The organism is Pantoea sp. MBD-2R (assembly GCF_039134845.1).
GTDB lineage: Bacteria > Pseudomonadota > Gammaproteobacteria > Enterobacterales > Enterobacteriaceae > Erwinia.
Window position 1 is genome coordinate 1062881 of the sequence record NZ_CP152417.1, and the last position, 14070, is coordinate 1076950.

Annotated in this window: 13 protein-coding genes; 3 read left to right on the plus strand and 10 right to left on the minus strand. The window is 53.9% G+C overall.

What is annotated here, in order from left to right:
* Nucleotides 1–10: 10 nt before the first annotated feature.
* The 7 genes from AAGQ96_RS04890 to AAGQ96_RS04920 all read right to left on the minus strand — a co-directional run bounded on the left by AAGQ96_RS04890 (nt 11) and on the right by AAGQ96_RS04920 (nt 7623).
* Nucleotides 11–1594 carry an ABC transporter substrate-binding protein gene (locus AAGQ96_RS04890; RefSeq protein ID WP_342754984.1) on the minus strand — a complete coding sequence of 528 codons (1584 nt, stop codon included), beginning with the start codon at nt 1592–1594 and terminating at the stop codon, nt 11–13.
* Nucleotides 1595–1859: 265 nt separating this feature from the next.
* Nucleotides 1860–2525 carry an ABC transporter ATP-binding protein gene (locus AAGQ96_RS04895; protein WP_147200528.1) on the minus strand — a complete coding sequence of 222 codons (666 nt, stop codon included), beginning with the start codon at nt 2523–2525 and terminating at the stop codon, nt 1860–1862.
* Nucleotides 2518–3366, minus strand: coding sequence for an ABC transporter ATP-binding protein (locus AAGQ96_RS04900; RefSeq protein WP_342754985.1), 849 nt, complete (start codon nt 3364–3366; stop codon nt 2518–2520). The genes AAGQ96_RS04895 and AAGQ96_RS04900 overlap by 8 nt, the downstream gene beginning before the upstream one ends.
* The gene (locus tag AAGQ96_RS04905) at nt 3356–4216 is read right to left on the minus strand and encodes an ABC transporter permease (RefSeq protein WP_147195649.1); all 861 of its coding nucleotides are present in this window, start codon (nt 4214–4216) and stop codon (nt 3356–3358) included. Before AAGQ96_RS04905 ends, AAGQ96_RS04900 begins: the two co-directional genes overlap by 11 nt.
* On the minus strand, nt 4213–5265 hold the full coding sequence (locus AAGQ96_RS04910) for an ABC transporter permease (RefSeq protein WP_147195650.1): 1053 nt from the start codon (nt 5263–5265) through the stop codon (nt 4213–4215). The genes AAGQ96_RS04905 and AAGQ96_RS04910 overlap by 4 nt, the downstream gene beginning before the upstream one ends.
* Nucleotides 5265–6830, minus strand: coding sequence for an ABC transporter substrate-binding protein (locus AAGQ96_RS04915; protein ID WP_342754986.1), 1566 nt, complete (start codon nt 6828–6830; stop codon nt 5265–5267). The genes AAGQ96_RS04910 and AAGQ96_RS04915 overlap by 1 nt, the downstream gene beginning before the upstream one ends.
* Nucleotides 6831–6960: 130 nt before the next feature.
* Nucleotides 6961–7623 carry a CPBP family intramembrane glutamic endopeptidase gene (locus tag AAGQ96_RS04920; RefSeq protein ID WP_342754987.1) on the minus strand — a complete coding sequence of 221 codons (663 nt, stop codon included), beginning with the start codon at nt 7621–7623 and terminating at the stop codon, nt 6961–6963.
* A gap of 221 nt (nt 7624–7844) precedes the next feature.
* Here AAGQ96_RS04920 and AAGQ96_RS04925 point away from each other — a divergent pair, with 221 nt between their 5' ends.
* Together AAGQ96_RS04925 and AAGQ96_RS04930 are read left to right on the plus strand one after the other, a co-directional pair.
* Entirely contained in the window at nt 7845–10457 is a 2613-nt protein-coding gene (locus AAGQ96_RS04925; RefSeq protein ID WP_342754988.1) for an EAL domain-containing protein, read from the plus strand.
* Nucleotides 10458–10709: 252 nt separating this feature from the next.
* Nucleotides 10710–11000, plus strand: a complete 291-nt coding sequence (locus AAGQ96_RS04930; RefSeq protein WP_147200530.1) for an I78 family peptidase inhibitor — start codon at nt 10710–10712, stop codon at nt 10998–11000.
* Nucleotides 11001–11007: 7 nt separating this feature from the next.
* On the opposite strand, the gene AAGQ96_RS04935 is transcribed toward AAGQ96_RS04930, so the two are convergent.
* Nucleotides 11008–11526, minus strand: coding sequence for a protein disulfide oxidoreductase (locus AAGQ96_RS04935; protein WP_342754989.1), 519 nt, complete (start codon nt 11524–11526; stop codon nt 11008–11010).
* Between the two features lie 282 nt (nt 11527–11808).
* Nucleotides 11809–12063: a biofilm development regulator YmgB/AriR family protein gene (locus AAGQ96_RS04940; protein WP_147195658.1), complete on the minus strand. Its 255-nt coding sequence runs from the start codon at nt 12061–12063 to the stop codon at nt 11809–11811.
* A gap of 526 nt (nt 12064–12589) precedes the next feature.
* On the opposite strand from AAGQ96_RS04940, the gene cspA reads away from it, so the two are divergent.
* Nucleotides 12590–12802 (plus strand): RNA chaperone/antiterminator CspA, encoded by a 213-nt coding sequence (gene cspA, locus AAGQ96_RS04945; protein WP_125288360.1) that lies wholly within the window; start codon nt 12590–12592, stop codon nt 12800–12802.
* Nucleotides 12803–12893: 91 nt separating this feature from the next.
* Here cspA and AAGQ96_RS04950 read toward each other — a convergent pair whose 3' ends face one another.
* Nucleotides 12894–14027: a glutathione-independent formaldehyde dehydrogenase gene (locus AAGQ96_RS04950; protein ID WP_147195660.1), complete on the minus strand. Its 1134-nt coding sequence runs from the start codon at nt 14025–14027 to the stop codon at nt 12894–12896.
* Between the last annotated feature and the right edge of the window lie 43 nt (nt 14028–14070).

Genomic DNA, 14070 nt, shown 5'->3' on the forward strand with positions numbered 1-14070 from the left:
ACAGCGCGATTCAGCGCTTGCTCACCCGATCGTAATACAGCATGCTGACGCCAATATTCTGTTGCGCGCCCTGGATGTTATCGCGTAAACCCACCAGTTTTTGTCCCTGAAGCGTCACGACATAAGGCGAATTCTGCTGGATTTCGGTTTGCAGCTGTTGATACTGCGCAATACGCTTTTGCACATCGCTTTCCGCTGCCGCCGTCTGCGTTTGCTTGCTCAATTCTGGCACTTGCCAACCCACCCGCCACGCCAGCGTTTTCGGGCCGCCCGGTACGTTGTACGCAAAGGCATTGGCGTTACTGTTCGGATCGACGTAGTCCGATCCCCAGTAGACAAAGATTGACTGGAAGTCACGGCCACGCATTTTTCCCCACAGTTCAGCCTCCGCTACCGGCTGAATATCGATAGTGATATCGGCTTTGGCAAAACTGGCCTGTAGCGCCTGCGCAACGTCGGTATACGGCGGCTGATTCGCGATTGTCATTGAAAAACGCGTACCCGGCTTGATGCCGCCTTGCGCCAGGATCTGCTTCGCTTTTGCCAAATCATAATGGAACGGCTGGTTTTCCAGCGCGCCATCAAAACCCTGAGGCAGAATGGTCTGATGAACCTGATATTGCCCCTTCAGCAGATCTTTCGAGATAGCATTGTAATCTACCAGCCAACGCGCTGCCTGCCACAGAGCGGGATTGCCTAACGCACTTTGCTGTTTGTTTTGAGTATTAAAGCCGAGGTAATAAACCAGGCTGGAAGGGAAACTTTCGACCTTTATGCCCGGCTGATTTTTCAGTGCGGCAAACTGATCGGCACCTAAATCGTAAGCCACATCGGCATCGCCCTGTTGCAGCAGCAGACGGCGTGAACCCGGATCGGCAACGTTTTTCAGAATGACGCGCTCAAGCTTAGGCTGTTCAGCGGCGTGGGGGTTCTTCTCCAGAACCAGCGCCTGCTGAGGCACATAATTACGGATACTGTAACCTGCACTGCCCGCAGAATGGGTACGCAGCCAGCCATTGCCAAAATCGCCGTTAACGGCATGCTGCTCTGCCAGCTTGCTGTCGATAACCGATCCAACCGGTGCGGTCAGCAGACGCAGCGCCAAATCACGGCCAATGTTGGAAGACCAGCGAAGCTCGACCTGGCTATCGCTGCGTCGGATCAGCTGCTGGTCGATATTGTCCGGCGTCCAGCCAAACTCGCTAAACAGAAACGCCGGGGTTTTATTCAGCTGCACGACGCGGCGGAAGGAATAGATGACATCGTCCGCGGTAACAGGATTGCCGCTGGCAAAGGTCGTTCCCGGTTTCAGCGTAAACAACAGGCTGTGTTCACTGCTGCCGGGTTGCCACGAACTTGCCAGTGCCGGAACCAGCTTCCGGGGATCGCTATGATCCGACGCCAGCAGTCCCTGATAGATATTCACCAGGCTACTGCTGCTGACCGTTTCGAAGCTTTCTGCCGGGTCAAAGCTGATAATGCCATCCAGCGGGATCGCCACAATCAATGTATCTGACGGTGTGGCAGCGTGAGAGATCTGAATGCCCGACAGCAGGCAGGAGAGAGCAAGGGCGATGGGAGCAAGCTTTCGCATGGGCATATCCTGAATAAGGAGTGATATCAGGACTATAGGCGGAAAAGAGAGGCAGGGAAATGCGGATTCCGGCAAGCGTTAGCTGTTTAAGACATTAGCCAGATCAAGGGCTTATGGTTGCAGGCGCGCTGATAAGCAGAGCGGGAGATATGCCGTACTGACACCGATAGAAAAAGTCTGAATACACATCGGCAGGGGGAACCGGCGATACAAAAGAGAGTAAAAAGCCGCCATCAGAACATGGCGGCTTTTAAAGCCAGCACACTCAACCGACGATATGGCCGCGATCCATGCGAACCGCGCGGTCACACATATGATCGATCACGTCGGGATCGTGGCTCACCAGTACCATCGTCAGATTATCCTGCTGCTTAAGCGTGTTCAGCAAATTGAGGATTTCGGCCTGTACCGACATATCCAGCGCTGAGGTTGGCTCATCCAGCAGCAGGATTTTCGGCTGGAGCAGCAGCGCCCGCACAATTGCCACGCGCTGACGCTGACCGCCAGAGAGCTGATGCGGATAGCGATCGGCCAGCGCAGGATCCAGACCAACATGGCGGAAGCCGCTGTCAATGCGATCGTTGATATCCTGCACTTTCAGCAGTTTTAACGGCTCGGCGAGGGTGCGGCGAAGGCGATGTCGAGGATGCAGCGAAGCATAGGGATCCTGAAACACCATCTGCACATCGCGACGAAGCTGACCGGTAAAAGCTTTGCCGTGCGCCGCTTCATGACCGGCCAGCGTCATCCTGCCGTCCCAGTGAGGATTCAGACCAGCCATCACCCACAGCAGCGACGACTTGCCGCAGCCGGACGGGCCAACCAGCCCAAAGCATTCACCGGCGGCGACGGTCAGAGAAACATCATGGACGACGGTACGCTGCTCATAGCCCTGGCGATGCGAAACGCTCAGGTTTTGCAGATCAATCATGTTCACGGTGAGCCTCCAGTGCTGCACGATCCAGAACCGGCAGCGGTTTGCCCTGCGTCGCCTTACTCGGACGGCAGGACCACAGCGTGCGGGTATACGGGTGAGTAGCGTTTGGCAGCTCGGCAGCCGGTAACGTATCGAGAATATCACCCTGATACATCACCATCACGCGTTCGCAGTGCTCGGAAACCTGCTGTAAATCGTGGCTAATTAGCAACAGCCCCATGTTGCGATCCTCCACCAGGCGGCGAATAAGCGCCAGCACCTGATCGCGCATAGCGTGATCGAGCGCGGAGGTGGGTTCATCGGCAATCAGAAATTGCGGATCGGCAATCAGCGCAATCGCCAGCATCACACGCTGTCCCATCCCGCCGGAAAGCTGGTGGGGATAGCGCTGCATAAGCTGAGCGGGTTGCGGCAGACCTACCGCATCCAGCATGTCGCAAACTTTCTCTTTAATCTCTGCACGGCCCAAACGGCTATGCAGCTTCAGCGGTTCCGCAACCTGCCAGCCAATAGTTCGCATCGGGTTCAAGGCATATTTCGGGTCTTGCATAACCATTGCCAGCTTGCTTCCGCGAAGCTGGCTCCAGCGACGCTCGTTTAGCGTCAAGGCGTTTTCACCGGCAACGCTTAGCGTGTCGGCATGCAGCTGGAGCGAAGGCGACAACAGGCCCATCAGACTACGGGCGGTAAGCGACTTGCCGGAACCGGATTCGCCGACCAGCGCCACGCGTTCCCGGCCCAGGCTGAAGCTGATATCTTTTACCAGCGCAGTACCGGTTGCGCTGGCGATATGCAGACGTTTTGCGACGATCAGCGGGGAATTTTCAGTTGGCATTTCGGGTATCCAGTCGGTCACGCAGGCCGTCGCCCGTCAGGTTAAAGGCCAGGCTGGCAAACAAAATTGCCCCGCCCGGTGCGGCGGCAACCCACCACTGATCGAAAATGACCTTGCTGCCTTCGGCGACCATCGAACCCCATTCCGCGGTCGGCGGCTGTACGCCCATGCCTAAAAAGCCCAGTCCGGCAGCCGAAAGAATTATACCGCCGAGGCTCAGTGCCGCACGCACGACCGCGCTTGGCAGGCAGAGCGGCAGAATATGGCCGAACATCAGGCGCAGGCCGTTGATGCCCTGCATACGCGCAGCGGCCAGATAATCACTGCGGCGCAATGCCAGCGTTTCCGCACGGGCCTGGCGGGCAAACGGCGGCCAGCTGGTCAGCGCCAGCGCCAGCGCACCGTTCATCAGGCCTGGCCCCAGCATGGCGACCAGCGCCAGCGCAATGACCAGATTCGGCAGAGACAGGAAAATGTCGGTAATGCGCATCAGCACGCGCTCGGTCCAGCCGCCAAGGTAGCCGGCACAAATGCCGACCAGCATGCCAACCGGAATGGTCAGCAGCAGGATCAACGAAACCAGCAGCAGGGTAGGGCGCGCACCATAGATAACGCGTGAAAGCAGATCGCGGCCAAAACCATCCGTGCCCAGCCAGTGTGCTGAGGAAGGCGGCAACAGGCGAGCAGTCATCAGCTGTGCATTAGGATCAAAAGGTGCCAGTAGCGGTGCCAATAGCGCCGCCAGCAGCAGTATCGCCACCAGCGTACCGCCAATCGCCAGCGAGGTTACGCGCACACGGCGACGACGCTGCGGCTTCGCGATTTCAATATCGGTTAAATTTTGCGTCATCGGGTTCTCGGATCGGTGAGATAAGTTAACGCGTCCGCCAGTGCATTGAGCGTAATAAAGCAGCCGCCAATCAGCAGCGTCGAGCCAAGAATCGCTGGCGTGTCAGAAGCAAACAGCGCGGTCGTCATGTAGCGACCCACGCCGGGCCAGGCGAAGACGGTCTCAGTCAGTACTGAGCCTTCCAGCAGCGTGGCGTAAGAAAGCGCGAGAACCGTGATTAGCGTGCCGCGCACGTTAGGGAAAATATGCAGTAACAGAATGCGGCCCCGGCTGGCGCCTTTTGCGCGGGCGAGCGTCACGTATTCTTTGCTGTTCTCTTCCAGTAGCGCCGCACGCAGCAGGCGGGTGATCCCGGCCATTGCCAACAGGCCCAGCACCACAACCGGCAACCAGAGATGCGCAATCGCGTTGCGGAACATCTCTTTATCACCGGAAAGCCAGCTGTCGACCAGCACCAGACCGGTTTTCGGTTCGAGCGTATAGATCCAGATATCGTCCAGCCGTCCCGGCCCGGCTGACCAGTGCAGCACGGCATAGAACAGCAGCAGGCCGAGCAGACCAAGCCAGAATACCGGCACCGAATAGCCCAGCAGCGAAACCAGACGAGCCAGATTATCGACCACGCTTCCTGGTTTCCACGCCGCCAGCAGCGCCAGCAGAATGCCAAAAACGGCACCGAACAGCATGGCGCAGCTTGCCAGCTCGATCGTCGCCGGGAAAGTGCGCATCAAATCACCTGCAACTGACGAATTAGTCAGGCGGGAGATGCCCAAATCACCATGGGCCAGATGCGTGAGGTAATGCCAGAACTGCATCAGCAGCGGCTGATCCAGACCCAGCTCGCGACGAACCTGAGCATAGGTAGATTCACTGGCGTGGTCGCCGGCAATCTGCAACACGGGATCGACCGGCGAGAGATGAGAAAGCATAAACGTGAACGCCAGCAGGCCAAGCAGCGTCACCGCCAGCGAGGCCAAACCGGTCATGACACGTCCGGCTCGTAACCAAAACAGCCGGGCGGACCCGGCTTCAGCAGCAAGTGATACCATTACTTAGTGACCTGGCTGTAGTAAACCATATCGGGGTTGATGCCCTGAATATAGCCCTTAAGATTTGCGCGCAGCGCAATCAGGTTGCGAGCCTGCAAGCCCACTACGTACGGCGAATTCTTTTGCACTTCGCGCTGCATGTTTTTGTACAGCTCAACGCGTTTCGCCTTGTCGCTTTCAGCCGTAGCCGCCAGCGTTTGCTTATTCAGCTCGGGAATGTGCCAGTTAGAACGCCACGCCAGCGTTTTGCTGCCGTCTTCCGGATTGTAAGCAAAGGCAGAAGCGTTGGTATTCGGATCGAAATAATCCGCGCCCCAGGCATTCAGCGTCGCTTCATATTTATGCGCTTTTACCGAAGTGGCGACTTCAGTGCTGATGCCAGGGATCAGCTCAACCTTGATGCCACCCTTAGCAAAGCTGGCCTGCAACGCCTGAGCAATATCCAGATACGGCGGCTGATTGCTGACGCTCAGCTTAAAGCTGACGTTTTTCAGCCCGGCCTTGTCCAGAATCGCCTTAGCTTTTTCAGGATCAAACGTGTATGGGTTATCGTTCAGCGCACCGAGGAAACCTTCCGGCAGGAACGACTGATGGACCTGGAACTGGCCTTTCAGCAAGTCGTCGGCAATGCCGTGGTAGTCGAACAGATAGCGTGAAGCTTCCCACAGCGCCGGATTTTTCAATACGGGATTAGCGTCGATGTTGAACTGCATGTAGTACAGCGAGGCCATCGGGATCGCCAGCGGTTTCACATCGGCTTTGCCCTTCAGCGCGGTCATCTGATCGGCACCCAGGTTACGCGCGATATCCGCATCGCCCTGCTCAAGCAGCAGTCGGCGAGCAGCCGGTTCCGGCACGTTTTTGATTAGGACATTTTTAAGCTTAGGTGCGCCGCCCGGTGAGGTCGCGTTAGCAGAGAACAGCACGACTTCATGTGGGATGAATTTGCGGATCTGATACGGGCCGCTGCCTGCCGAATGCAGAGCCAGCCATTTGTTGCCGAAATCGCCATTTTTGGCATTGGCCGTCGCGATCTTTTCATCAACGATGGAAGAGACGGGCGCGGCAAGCAGGCTCAGAACATAGGTCGGGCTGACATCGGCAGTCCAGCTTACCTGCACATGCGTGTCGTCAATTTTTTTCAGCTGAGTATCAACGTTCTCTTTCGTCCAGCCCAGTTGGGTAAGGATAAATGAAGGATCAAGGTTAAGTTTGACCACGCGGCTGAGAGAGAAAATAACGTCTTCCGGGCGCACTGGATTGCCGGAAGCAAATTTTGCACCGTCACGTAAGGTAAACGTCAGGCTGCGATTGTCTTTACCGGGCTGCCAGCTGGAAGCCAGCGTCGGTTGCAGTTCGGTCGGATTTTGTGGATTAGACTGCACCAGACGTTGATAAAGGTTGGTGAAGGCCTGTACCGAGGTCAGTTCGAAACCTTCTGCCGGGTCAAAGCTGCTTGCATCATCAATAGATTGTGCGATTACCAGCGTATCTGGCGGCGTGGCAGCCTGTGCTGCAAAAGAACCCGCCAGCGCCGCGGCGATCATTGGGACAATAATTTTCATGACGTTTCCTTTTATAATTTGCCAGCGAGTGTAAAGGAGCGCCTCGTCAGACCAATAGTAGAATATCCGCTATCGATATTCGAAAAAGTTATAACCCAGTCGTAATGGTTATAAATGCTAATCCTTAAGTTCAGTGCTGCCAGCTAAGCCAGAGCGCGGGAGCGACGCCAAGGGCGTTATTTAGCATATGCAGCGCCACCGGCAGTTTGAGGCCACCGGATTTCATTCTGGCATAACATAGCAGGAGTGAAAGGGCGATAAGCGCAATCAGGGTTTGCGGATGAGTGTATTGCGTATGCATTGCGGCAAAGGCTAATGAGGTGAGTAAAGCGCAGGCAAAGCGTTGTTCTGGTGCCCAGATCAATAAAGATTCCAGCAAAAAGCCCCGAAAAATTATTTCTTCAAAGAAGGGCGCAAGTAATACGACAGCCACTGAAAACGCCAGCGTTCTTCGCCATGCTTCGCCCTGGCCCAGCTGCGAATGGGTCCAGCTTTCCTGCTGCATATACAAGGATTGTAAAGCAATCAGTCCCAACAACAGCAGACCGAACAGCAACATTTGACTGCCTCGCAGCTTTCCCAGCGGGATCGCCTGATAGCGACGGGTATACCAGAGATAGAGCGGCACCAGTATGCAAAATTCCATTGTGCAAAGAACCGGCATCAGCATGCCGTTGTTAAGCAGCAGCGGATAGCTTGCGGACGTTTTTAACAGCAACGTTATGCTGAACCAAATCAGGCACATTCCCAGACACAGCAGGGTATGAACCACCTTTTCATACTCATTCTTCATTCGAGGCGTTCCGGGAAAGGGATCGGCCGATGTTAGCAAGCGCCCCTGCCGCTGTCGAGGCAGAGGAATAACTCACCGACAGACCTAAATTGTTTAGCTTCCAGGCCGATAGTGCACTTATCGATCGCGTCTGGAGAAGTTGTGGACCAGCGATTTTCTCAGATGCCCTCAAAACTGACGAACAGGAACGTTCGCCAGTCAGCAGGAAAAGGTCCGGATAAATGAATTTTTCCCCATTACAGACAAACCTGGTGCTGACTGACGGTCAGAAAAGCACTTTTTTTACCCGACGACTTTTAATGTCGCTTTCTCTGCTGATGAGCGGCGTAGTGCTGCTGTCGATGCTGATGGTGGTAGGAATTGCCTGGCGACAGAACGAAAGCTCCATCAGGCAAGAGAGCCTTCTGCTGCATAACGGCTGGAAGGATCGTCGCCAGGATTTAATGAAGAACATTCGTGACTACGCCTTCTGGGGCGAAGCCTGGAACCATCTGCATCTGAATGTGGATACCGACTGGGCGTACGATCAGCAAAATCTCGGGCCGGGTCTGTTCAGTGAATTCCATTACGAAGGCGTGTTTGTTGTCGATGGCGAAGGCCGTACGCGTTATTCAGTCATTAACGGCCAGCTGTCGGACTTGCCGGTTGAAAGCTGGTTGGGTACTCATGCCGCACCGCTGGTCAGACAGGCCAGAGCACTGCTGAAGCAGGAAAGTGCGACCTCAACCAACATGATGATTGGCTCGACACCGGCTATCGTGGCGGCTGCCCCAATTACCACAGGAAAAGTCCCCGGACTGAAAACCCGGGCCGGAATGCCTTCCGTGCTGATTTTCATCGATCGTTTAACGCCGGAAAAATTACGCGATTTCGGTGCAGCAATCGGCGTGGCCAATGCCCGCGTGCCTGGTAGTTTACAGGATGCGTTTATTACGCCGTTTATCAACGAAGAAGTGGCAGACAGTACGCCGGTCGTCATCCGCTGGGATTCCGATCAGCCGGGGCGAAATTTACTGCTGATCCTGTTGCCTATGCTGTTTGCCGCCGCGGTTATTCTTGGCCTGGTGGCACGCAGAGTGGTTAATCATGCGATGCATAACGCCATGCTGTGCGACCAGCGCTTTTTGCTGCTGATGCACAGCCAGCGCGAACTGGCGGCCAGCGAAGCACGTTTTCGCGACGTGGCCGAAACCGCGTCGGACTGGATCTGGGAGACCAATGCGCAGGGCATCTTAATTTATCTGTCGGAGCGTTTCACTGCCGTCACCGGCTACGATGTTGAGCAGCTGCTTGGCAAATCCATCGACGATCTTTTGCAGCATGACACTCAGCCCGTGTCTGGCTGGATTTTTCAGCAGCGTGAGGAGCATCACCGACAGACGCTGCGCTGTTATTCGGTTTCTGCTGGTGGAGAAACGCGCATTTGTACTCTGGTCACTAAGGTGGTTGAAGGTAACGGGCAGATTGCTGGCTACCGTGGCACGGTTTCGGATGTGACCAAAGAAGTCGAAGATCAGGCACGTATTCACTATCTCTCACAGCATGATGCGTTAACCGGACTACCAAACCGGCTCTATATGAGTGAATTTTTACTTGGCAGGCTACAGGCACATCCCACCGCGGAACGGCCGCTGGTGTTGATCAGTCTTGATCTCGACAATTTCAAACCGATCAATGACACCTGGGGCCATGCGGCGGGCGACAGTGTGCTAAATGAAGTGTCGCTCCGTTTACGCAGTGTGCTGAAAGCCGGTGACCTGGTATCACGGCAGGGCGGCGATGAATTTATTGTGATTGTCTCCGATCTGGCGAATGAGCAGGAGATCAACAACTGCTGTCGGGCGTTGCTGAATGAAATTTGTCGGCCTTTTTATCTGGGCCAGCAGGAGATATTTATTGGCGCGAGTATGGGGATTGCGCTCGCCCCGAAAGATGCGATGCAGGCGGAGGAACTGCTGCGGCTGGCGGATATTGCCTTGTATAAGTCGAAGCGTGAAGGCCGTAACCGCTGGACGTGGTACAGCCCGGAAATGGCGGAACACCTGGTACTACGGCGTGAAATGGAGCGTGGCCTGCGCAAAGCTATCGTTGGCAACGAGCTGCGACTTTACTATCAGCCTCGCTACGGGCTGAAAAATGCCAGACTGGATGGCGCGGAGGCGCTTATCCGCTGGGAGCATCCGGACAAAGGGCTGATCATGCCGGACAAGTTTATTGGCCTGGCGGAAGAAACCGGCCTGATCGTTGAAATCAGCGACTGGGTGTTGACCCGAGCCTGTACCGATGCTTTAACCTGGCCAGAAGCGATGTATGTTTCGGTGAATATTTCACCCGTGGAGTTTCGCAGCGGCAATCTGGCAAAACGCGTTGCCGAGGCGCTCGCTCGCAGCGGATTGGCAGCCGGGCGTCTGGAGCTGGAGATCACGGAAAATATTACGCTGGAGAATCCACAAAGCGCACTGGAAGTGATGCAGCAGCTGAAAAAGCTGGGCGTTAAACTGACGGTTGATGATTTTGGGGCCGGACACGCCTCGCTGGGGTATTTAAAAACCTTCCCGTTTGACGGCATGAAAATGGATCGCTCCTATATGAACGATTTTCCCCATTGTTCGCAGGCCGCGTCGATTGTGGAAGGGATTATCGGGCTGGGTAAAGCCTTTGCGCTAACGGTAACGGCGGAAGGTGTTGAAACGCGCGAACAGTTGCAGGAGCTACAGGCTATTGCCTGTCAGGAAGGGCAGGGTTACTACCTTGGACGGCCCATGCCGCTTGAGCGCTTTAGCCTGTTGCTTAACGAACCGGTGACGCTGGGGATAAGAAAACAGCCCGTATAACGGGCTGTAAGCCTAGCGGACTTTAACCGCAACGGCGGTCATGATAACCGCGAAGAGAACAAATACGACGAGTTCCATAATCTGCTCCTTTGCTAAGACTATTCCTAAATTATAGCGCCACCTCAGGCTGTTTAAAAAGCAATCTGTGCCATTTTGCGCGGGATCACAAAGTGCGCACCGTTTTTATCCACAGCCGCTTATCTGCTAACCTTGCGGTGAACTGAATGGAAACCTGTGCATGAGGAAAACGGCATGATATTTAATGGAAAGGTCACGCTACTGGCAGCCGTATTGGTACTGGCGGGCTGCCAGTCAGCGACGAAAAATGGATCTGCGCAGCGTGATCCAGAAATGGATCGCTGCGGCGCCTCAGAGTATCAACATTACCTGGGTAAATCGCTGTCATCGCTGGACGGGGTACGGTTTGAAAAGCCCGTTCGCGCCGTCCCTTACAACGCGGCTGTCACCATGGACTTCAATCTTAATCGCTTGAATTTTATGGGAGACAGTAAAAATATCATCACCCGTGTTTACTGCGGATAAGCGTGATTTATCTGTACCATTTGTTGACCCACCACAAACGAATGCGGATGCTCAGGGTACTGGTCCAGCCGCTGGTACTCTGCACCATCTTACCGCGTGAGACGATAAGATAAGTAGGCGACGCGTTGATTTTCCAACCGCTGAACAATTCCCCAACGGGATCGTTGACCACCGGCAGAACCAAATGTTTGCCATGCAGCAGGCGTACGACGTGGATATCATTTCCAGAACGTAGCGCAACGGCCAGCACGTTATAGTCGTTGTCACTTAGCGTGAGCATTCCCGCGGTGGTGTAGCGACAGGCACTGCATCCGTTAGTCCACAGGTAAACCAGCAGCGGCTTTTTTGCGCTAAGTTCGGCAATGGTGACCTCTTTCCCGTCGATGGTATGAAGGTTCTGGCGGGCAAATTCTTCCGGCAACGTCGGCGCTCTGAGCCAGTCTGAGGCAATCGATGCCAGCCCAACGGAAAACAGCATTAGCAAAACGATCGCCGTTCCCTGGTTGAAAAATATCTTTTGTTTCATTCCATTTTCCCTGGATTATTCATCGCGACTCCTGTCGCCGTCGGAGAATTTTATCATTTCCTGAAGGCGGGGCGGCTTTTTTTACCTCATCTTGTCAAAAGGCCTGACAGGCTGTCATGCCATTGCAACAAGGGGGAGATAAGATAACGCATCAAGAACAGCGATATTTAAATATCGCCAAAACAGAAGTGCTCGTCGCCTAACCCGCCCTGTGCGGGTTTTTTTTGCCTGTGATGTTGGGTATGAATTTGCTTTACGGGCGAAACGCTTGTTAGCCTTTAGCTAAGCGGATCGCGTTTTTTCATCCAGCAGCTGGGTGAGTAAATTGCGGTAGCTCTGCAATTTGTTTTCATCAACTTCGCCTTCAAGCTTCGCGATGACGTTGGCAATAATGGCCTTTGTCGTTGCTGGTCTGCCGTTACGCATCATTTCAGTCATGATTGCCGCCAGCAGCTCACTCTCTTTCGGCGCATGAAAAGCCGGGCTGTTAAAATAATCGGTGATTGCGCGGCCAGCGCCAGGCGTGTGATGTCTCATATAAACCCCCAGAAAGACGCCTTCGGTGAAAACCGGTGAGGTCGGAAAGAGCATTGTTTACGGTCCAGTCCATCAAAACGACGGTCTGGCGCTTAGCCTAAAAAATAAACAGGTGGAGATTTATTAGTCTGGATGGGCGCGGCGGAAATGCCAGTAACGATTGGAAATATTTTCACCGCTGCCAAAATTTACTCTCTGTAGAAAGCCCCAAATTGCAGAGCGATAACAAAGATGGATAAAACAGCAAAAATAATATGATATTTATTGCTATAAAAATCAGTTGCTTATTTGCTATTTCATTTTTTTTATGCCGATGGGCTTGTGTCGCAACGTCGGTTATGAGTAAATGCACCCGTCGGTTTTGAAACAGACAACGTATGCGAGCAATTTTAGTAAAGCAGTTTTCAGTTAAAGCGTTATCTCAGATATCTCTTCTTCCTGACTTCCTTCTTAAGTGCCTCATAAGTCCACCCTGTTGACAAACCCCGTGCCCTTAGCGGCTTAATACTTATTGAAGGAAAGACAAATGTCTAACAAAATGACTGGTTTAGTAAAATGGTTCAACGCTGAGAAAGGTTTCGGCTTCATTTCTCCAACTGACGGCAGCAAAGACGTGTTCGTACACTTCTCTGCAATCCAGAACCAGGGTTTCAAAACTCTGGAAGAAGGTCAGAAAGTTGAGTTCTCTATCGAAAACGGCCAGAAAGGCCCAGCAGCTGCTAACGTAACTGCTCTGTAATTCGAGAGAACTTTCACAAACGCCTAACCGGCTGATGTGAAAACCAAAAACCCGCCTTATGGCGGGTTTTTTGCGTTCTGGCTATAGAGATTCAGGGCTTTAACAGTACCTTGGTCCAGCCTTCGGCGCGTTTATCAAACTGCTCGTAGGCTTTAGGCGCTTCGGCAAGGCTTAGACGGTGCGAGACGATGGCGGCCGGATTCGCTCGCCCGTGCTGAATAAGGCGTGCAAGGTTACGGTTATAGGCCTTCACGTTTGCCTGTCCGGTTCGCATAAATTGCCCTTTAAACCAGAAGTTTCCGTAATCGAACGCCATCTTACCCTGCTGTTGGAGTCGATCTTTGGCACCCGGATCCTGAGGCACAAATACGCCGACCACGCCAATGCCTCCTGTTGCTTTCGTACTGCCTACCAGGCTGTTTAGCGTAACGCTATTATCTTCATGCCCATGCTTATCGCAGCACTGATAGCCCACGCATTCACAGCCGCAGTCGGTGCCGCGGCCATCGGTCAACTCAAGGATCTTGTCCACGGCCTGCTGGCCCACAGCATTGATTGCGGTTGCGCCAAATTTTTCGGCCAGGGCGAGCCGATCGGGATGCGTATCCACCACAAAAATTTGCGAAGCGCCTTTGATGGCGGCTGAATGAGCGGCCATCAATCCTACCGGCCCCGCGCCATAAATAGCCACGCTGTCGCCTGGCTTCATGCCTGCGAGTTCGGTGGCGTGCCAGCCTGTTGGGAAGATATCGGAAAGCATGACGTAATCATCTTCCCGTTCAGCGGCATCTTTTGGCAACACCAGACAGTTAAAGTCAGCCCATGGCACGCGCAGAACTTCCGCCTGTCCACCTTGCCAGGGTCCCATTTCGGCAAAACCATAGGCGGCACCCGCCGCGCCCGGGTTAGCATTCAGGCAAAAAGCCGTCTGGCCTCTTTCGCAGTTTTCACAATGACCGCAGGCAACGTTAAAAGGCATGCAGACATAGTCACCTACTTTAACGGTTTGAACTGCCGCACCGACTTCAATAACTTTCCCCAGATTTTCATGTCCAAAAACTTTCCCTTTTTCAAAGCTGGTACGTCCTTCATACATATGTAAGTCAGAACCGCAAATATTCGTCGTGGTTATTTGCACCAGGACATCACTGGGATGCTCAATAACAGCATCGGGAATGTCTTTTACGGAAATATTTTTAGGGCCGTGATAGACAACAGCTTTCATTAGCAGTTCTCCTGTTTATTTATAGTAGATAAATCTCTGGCGT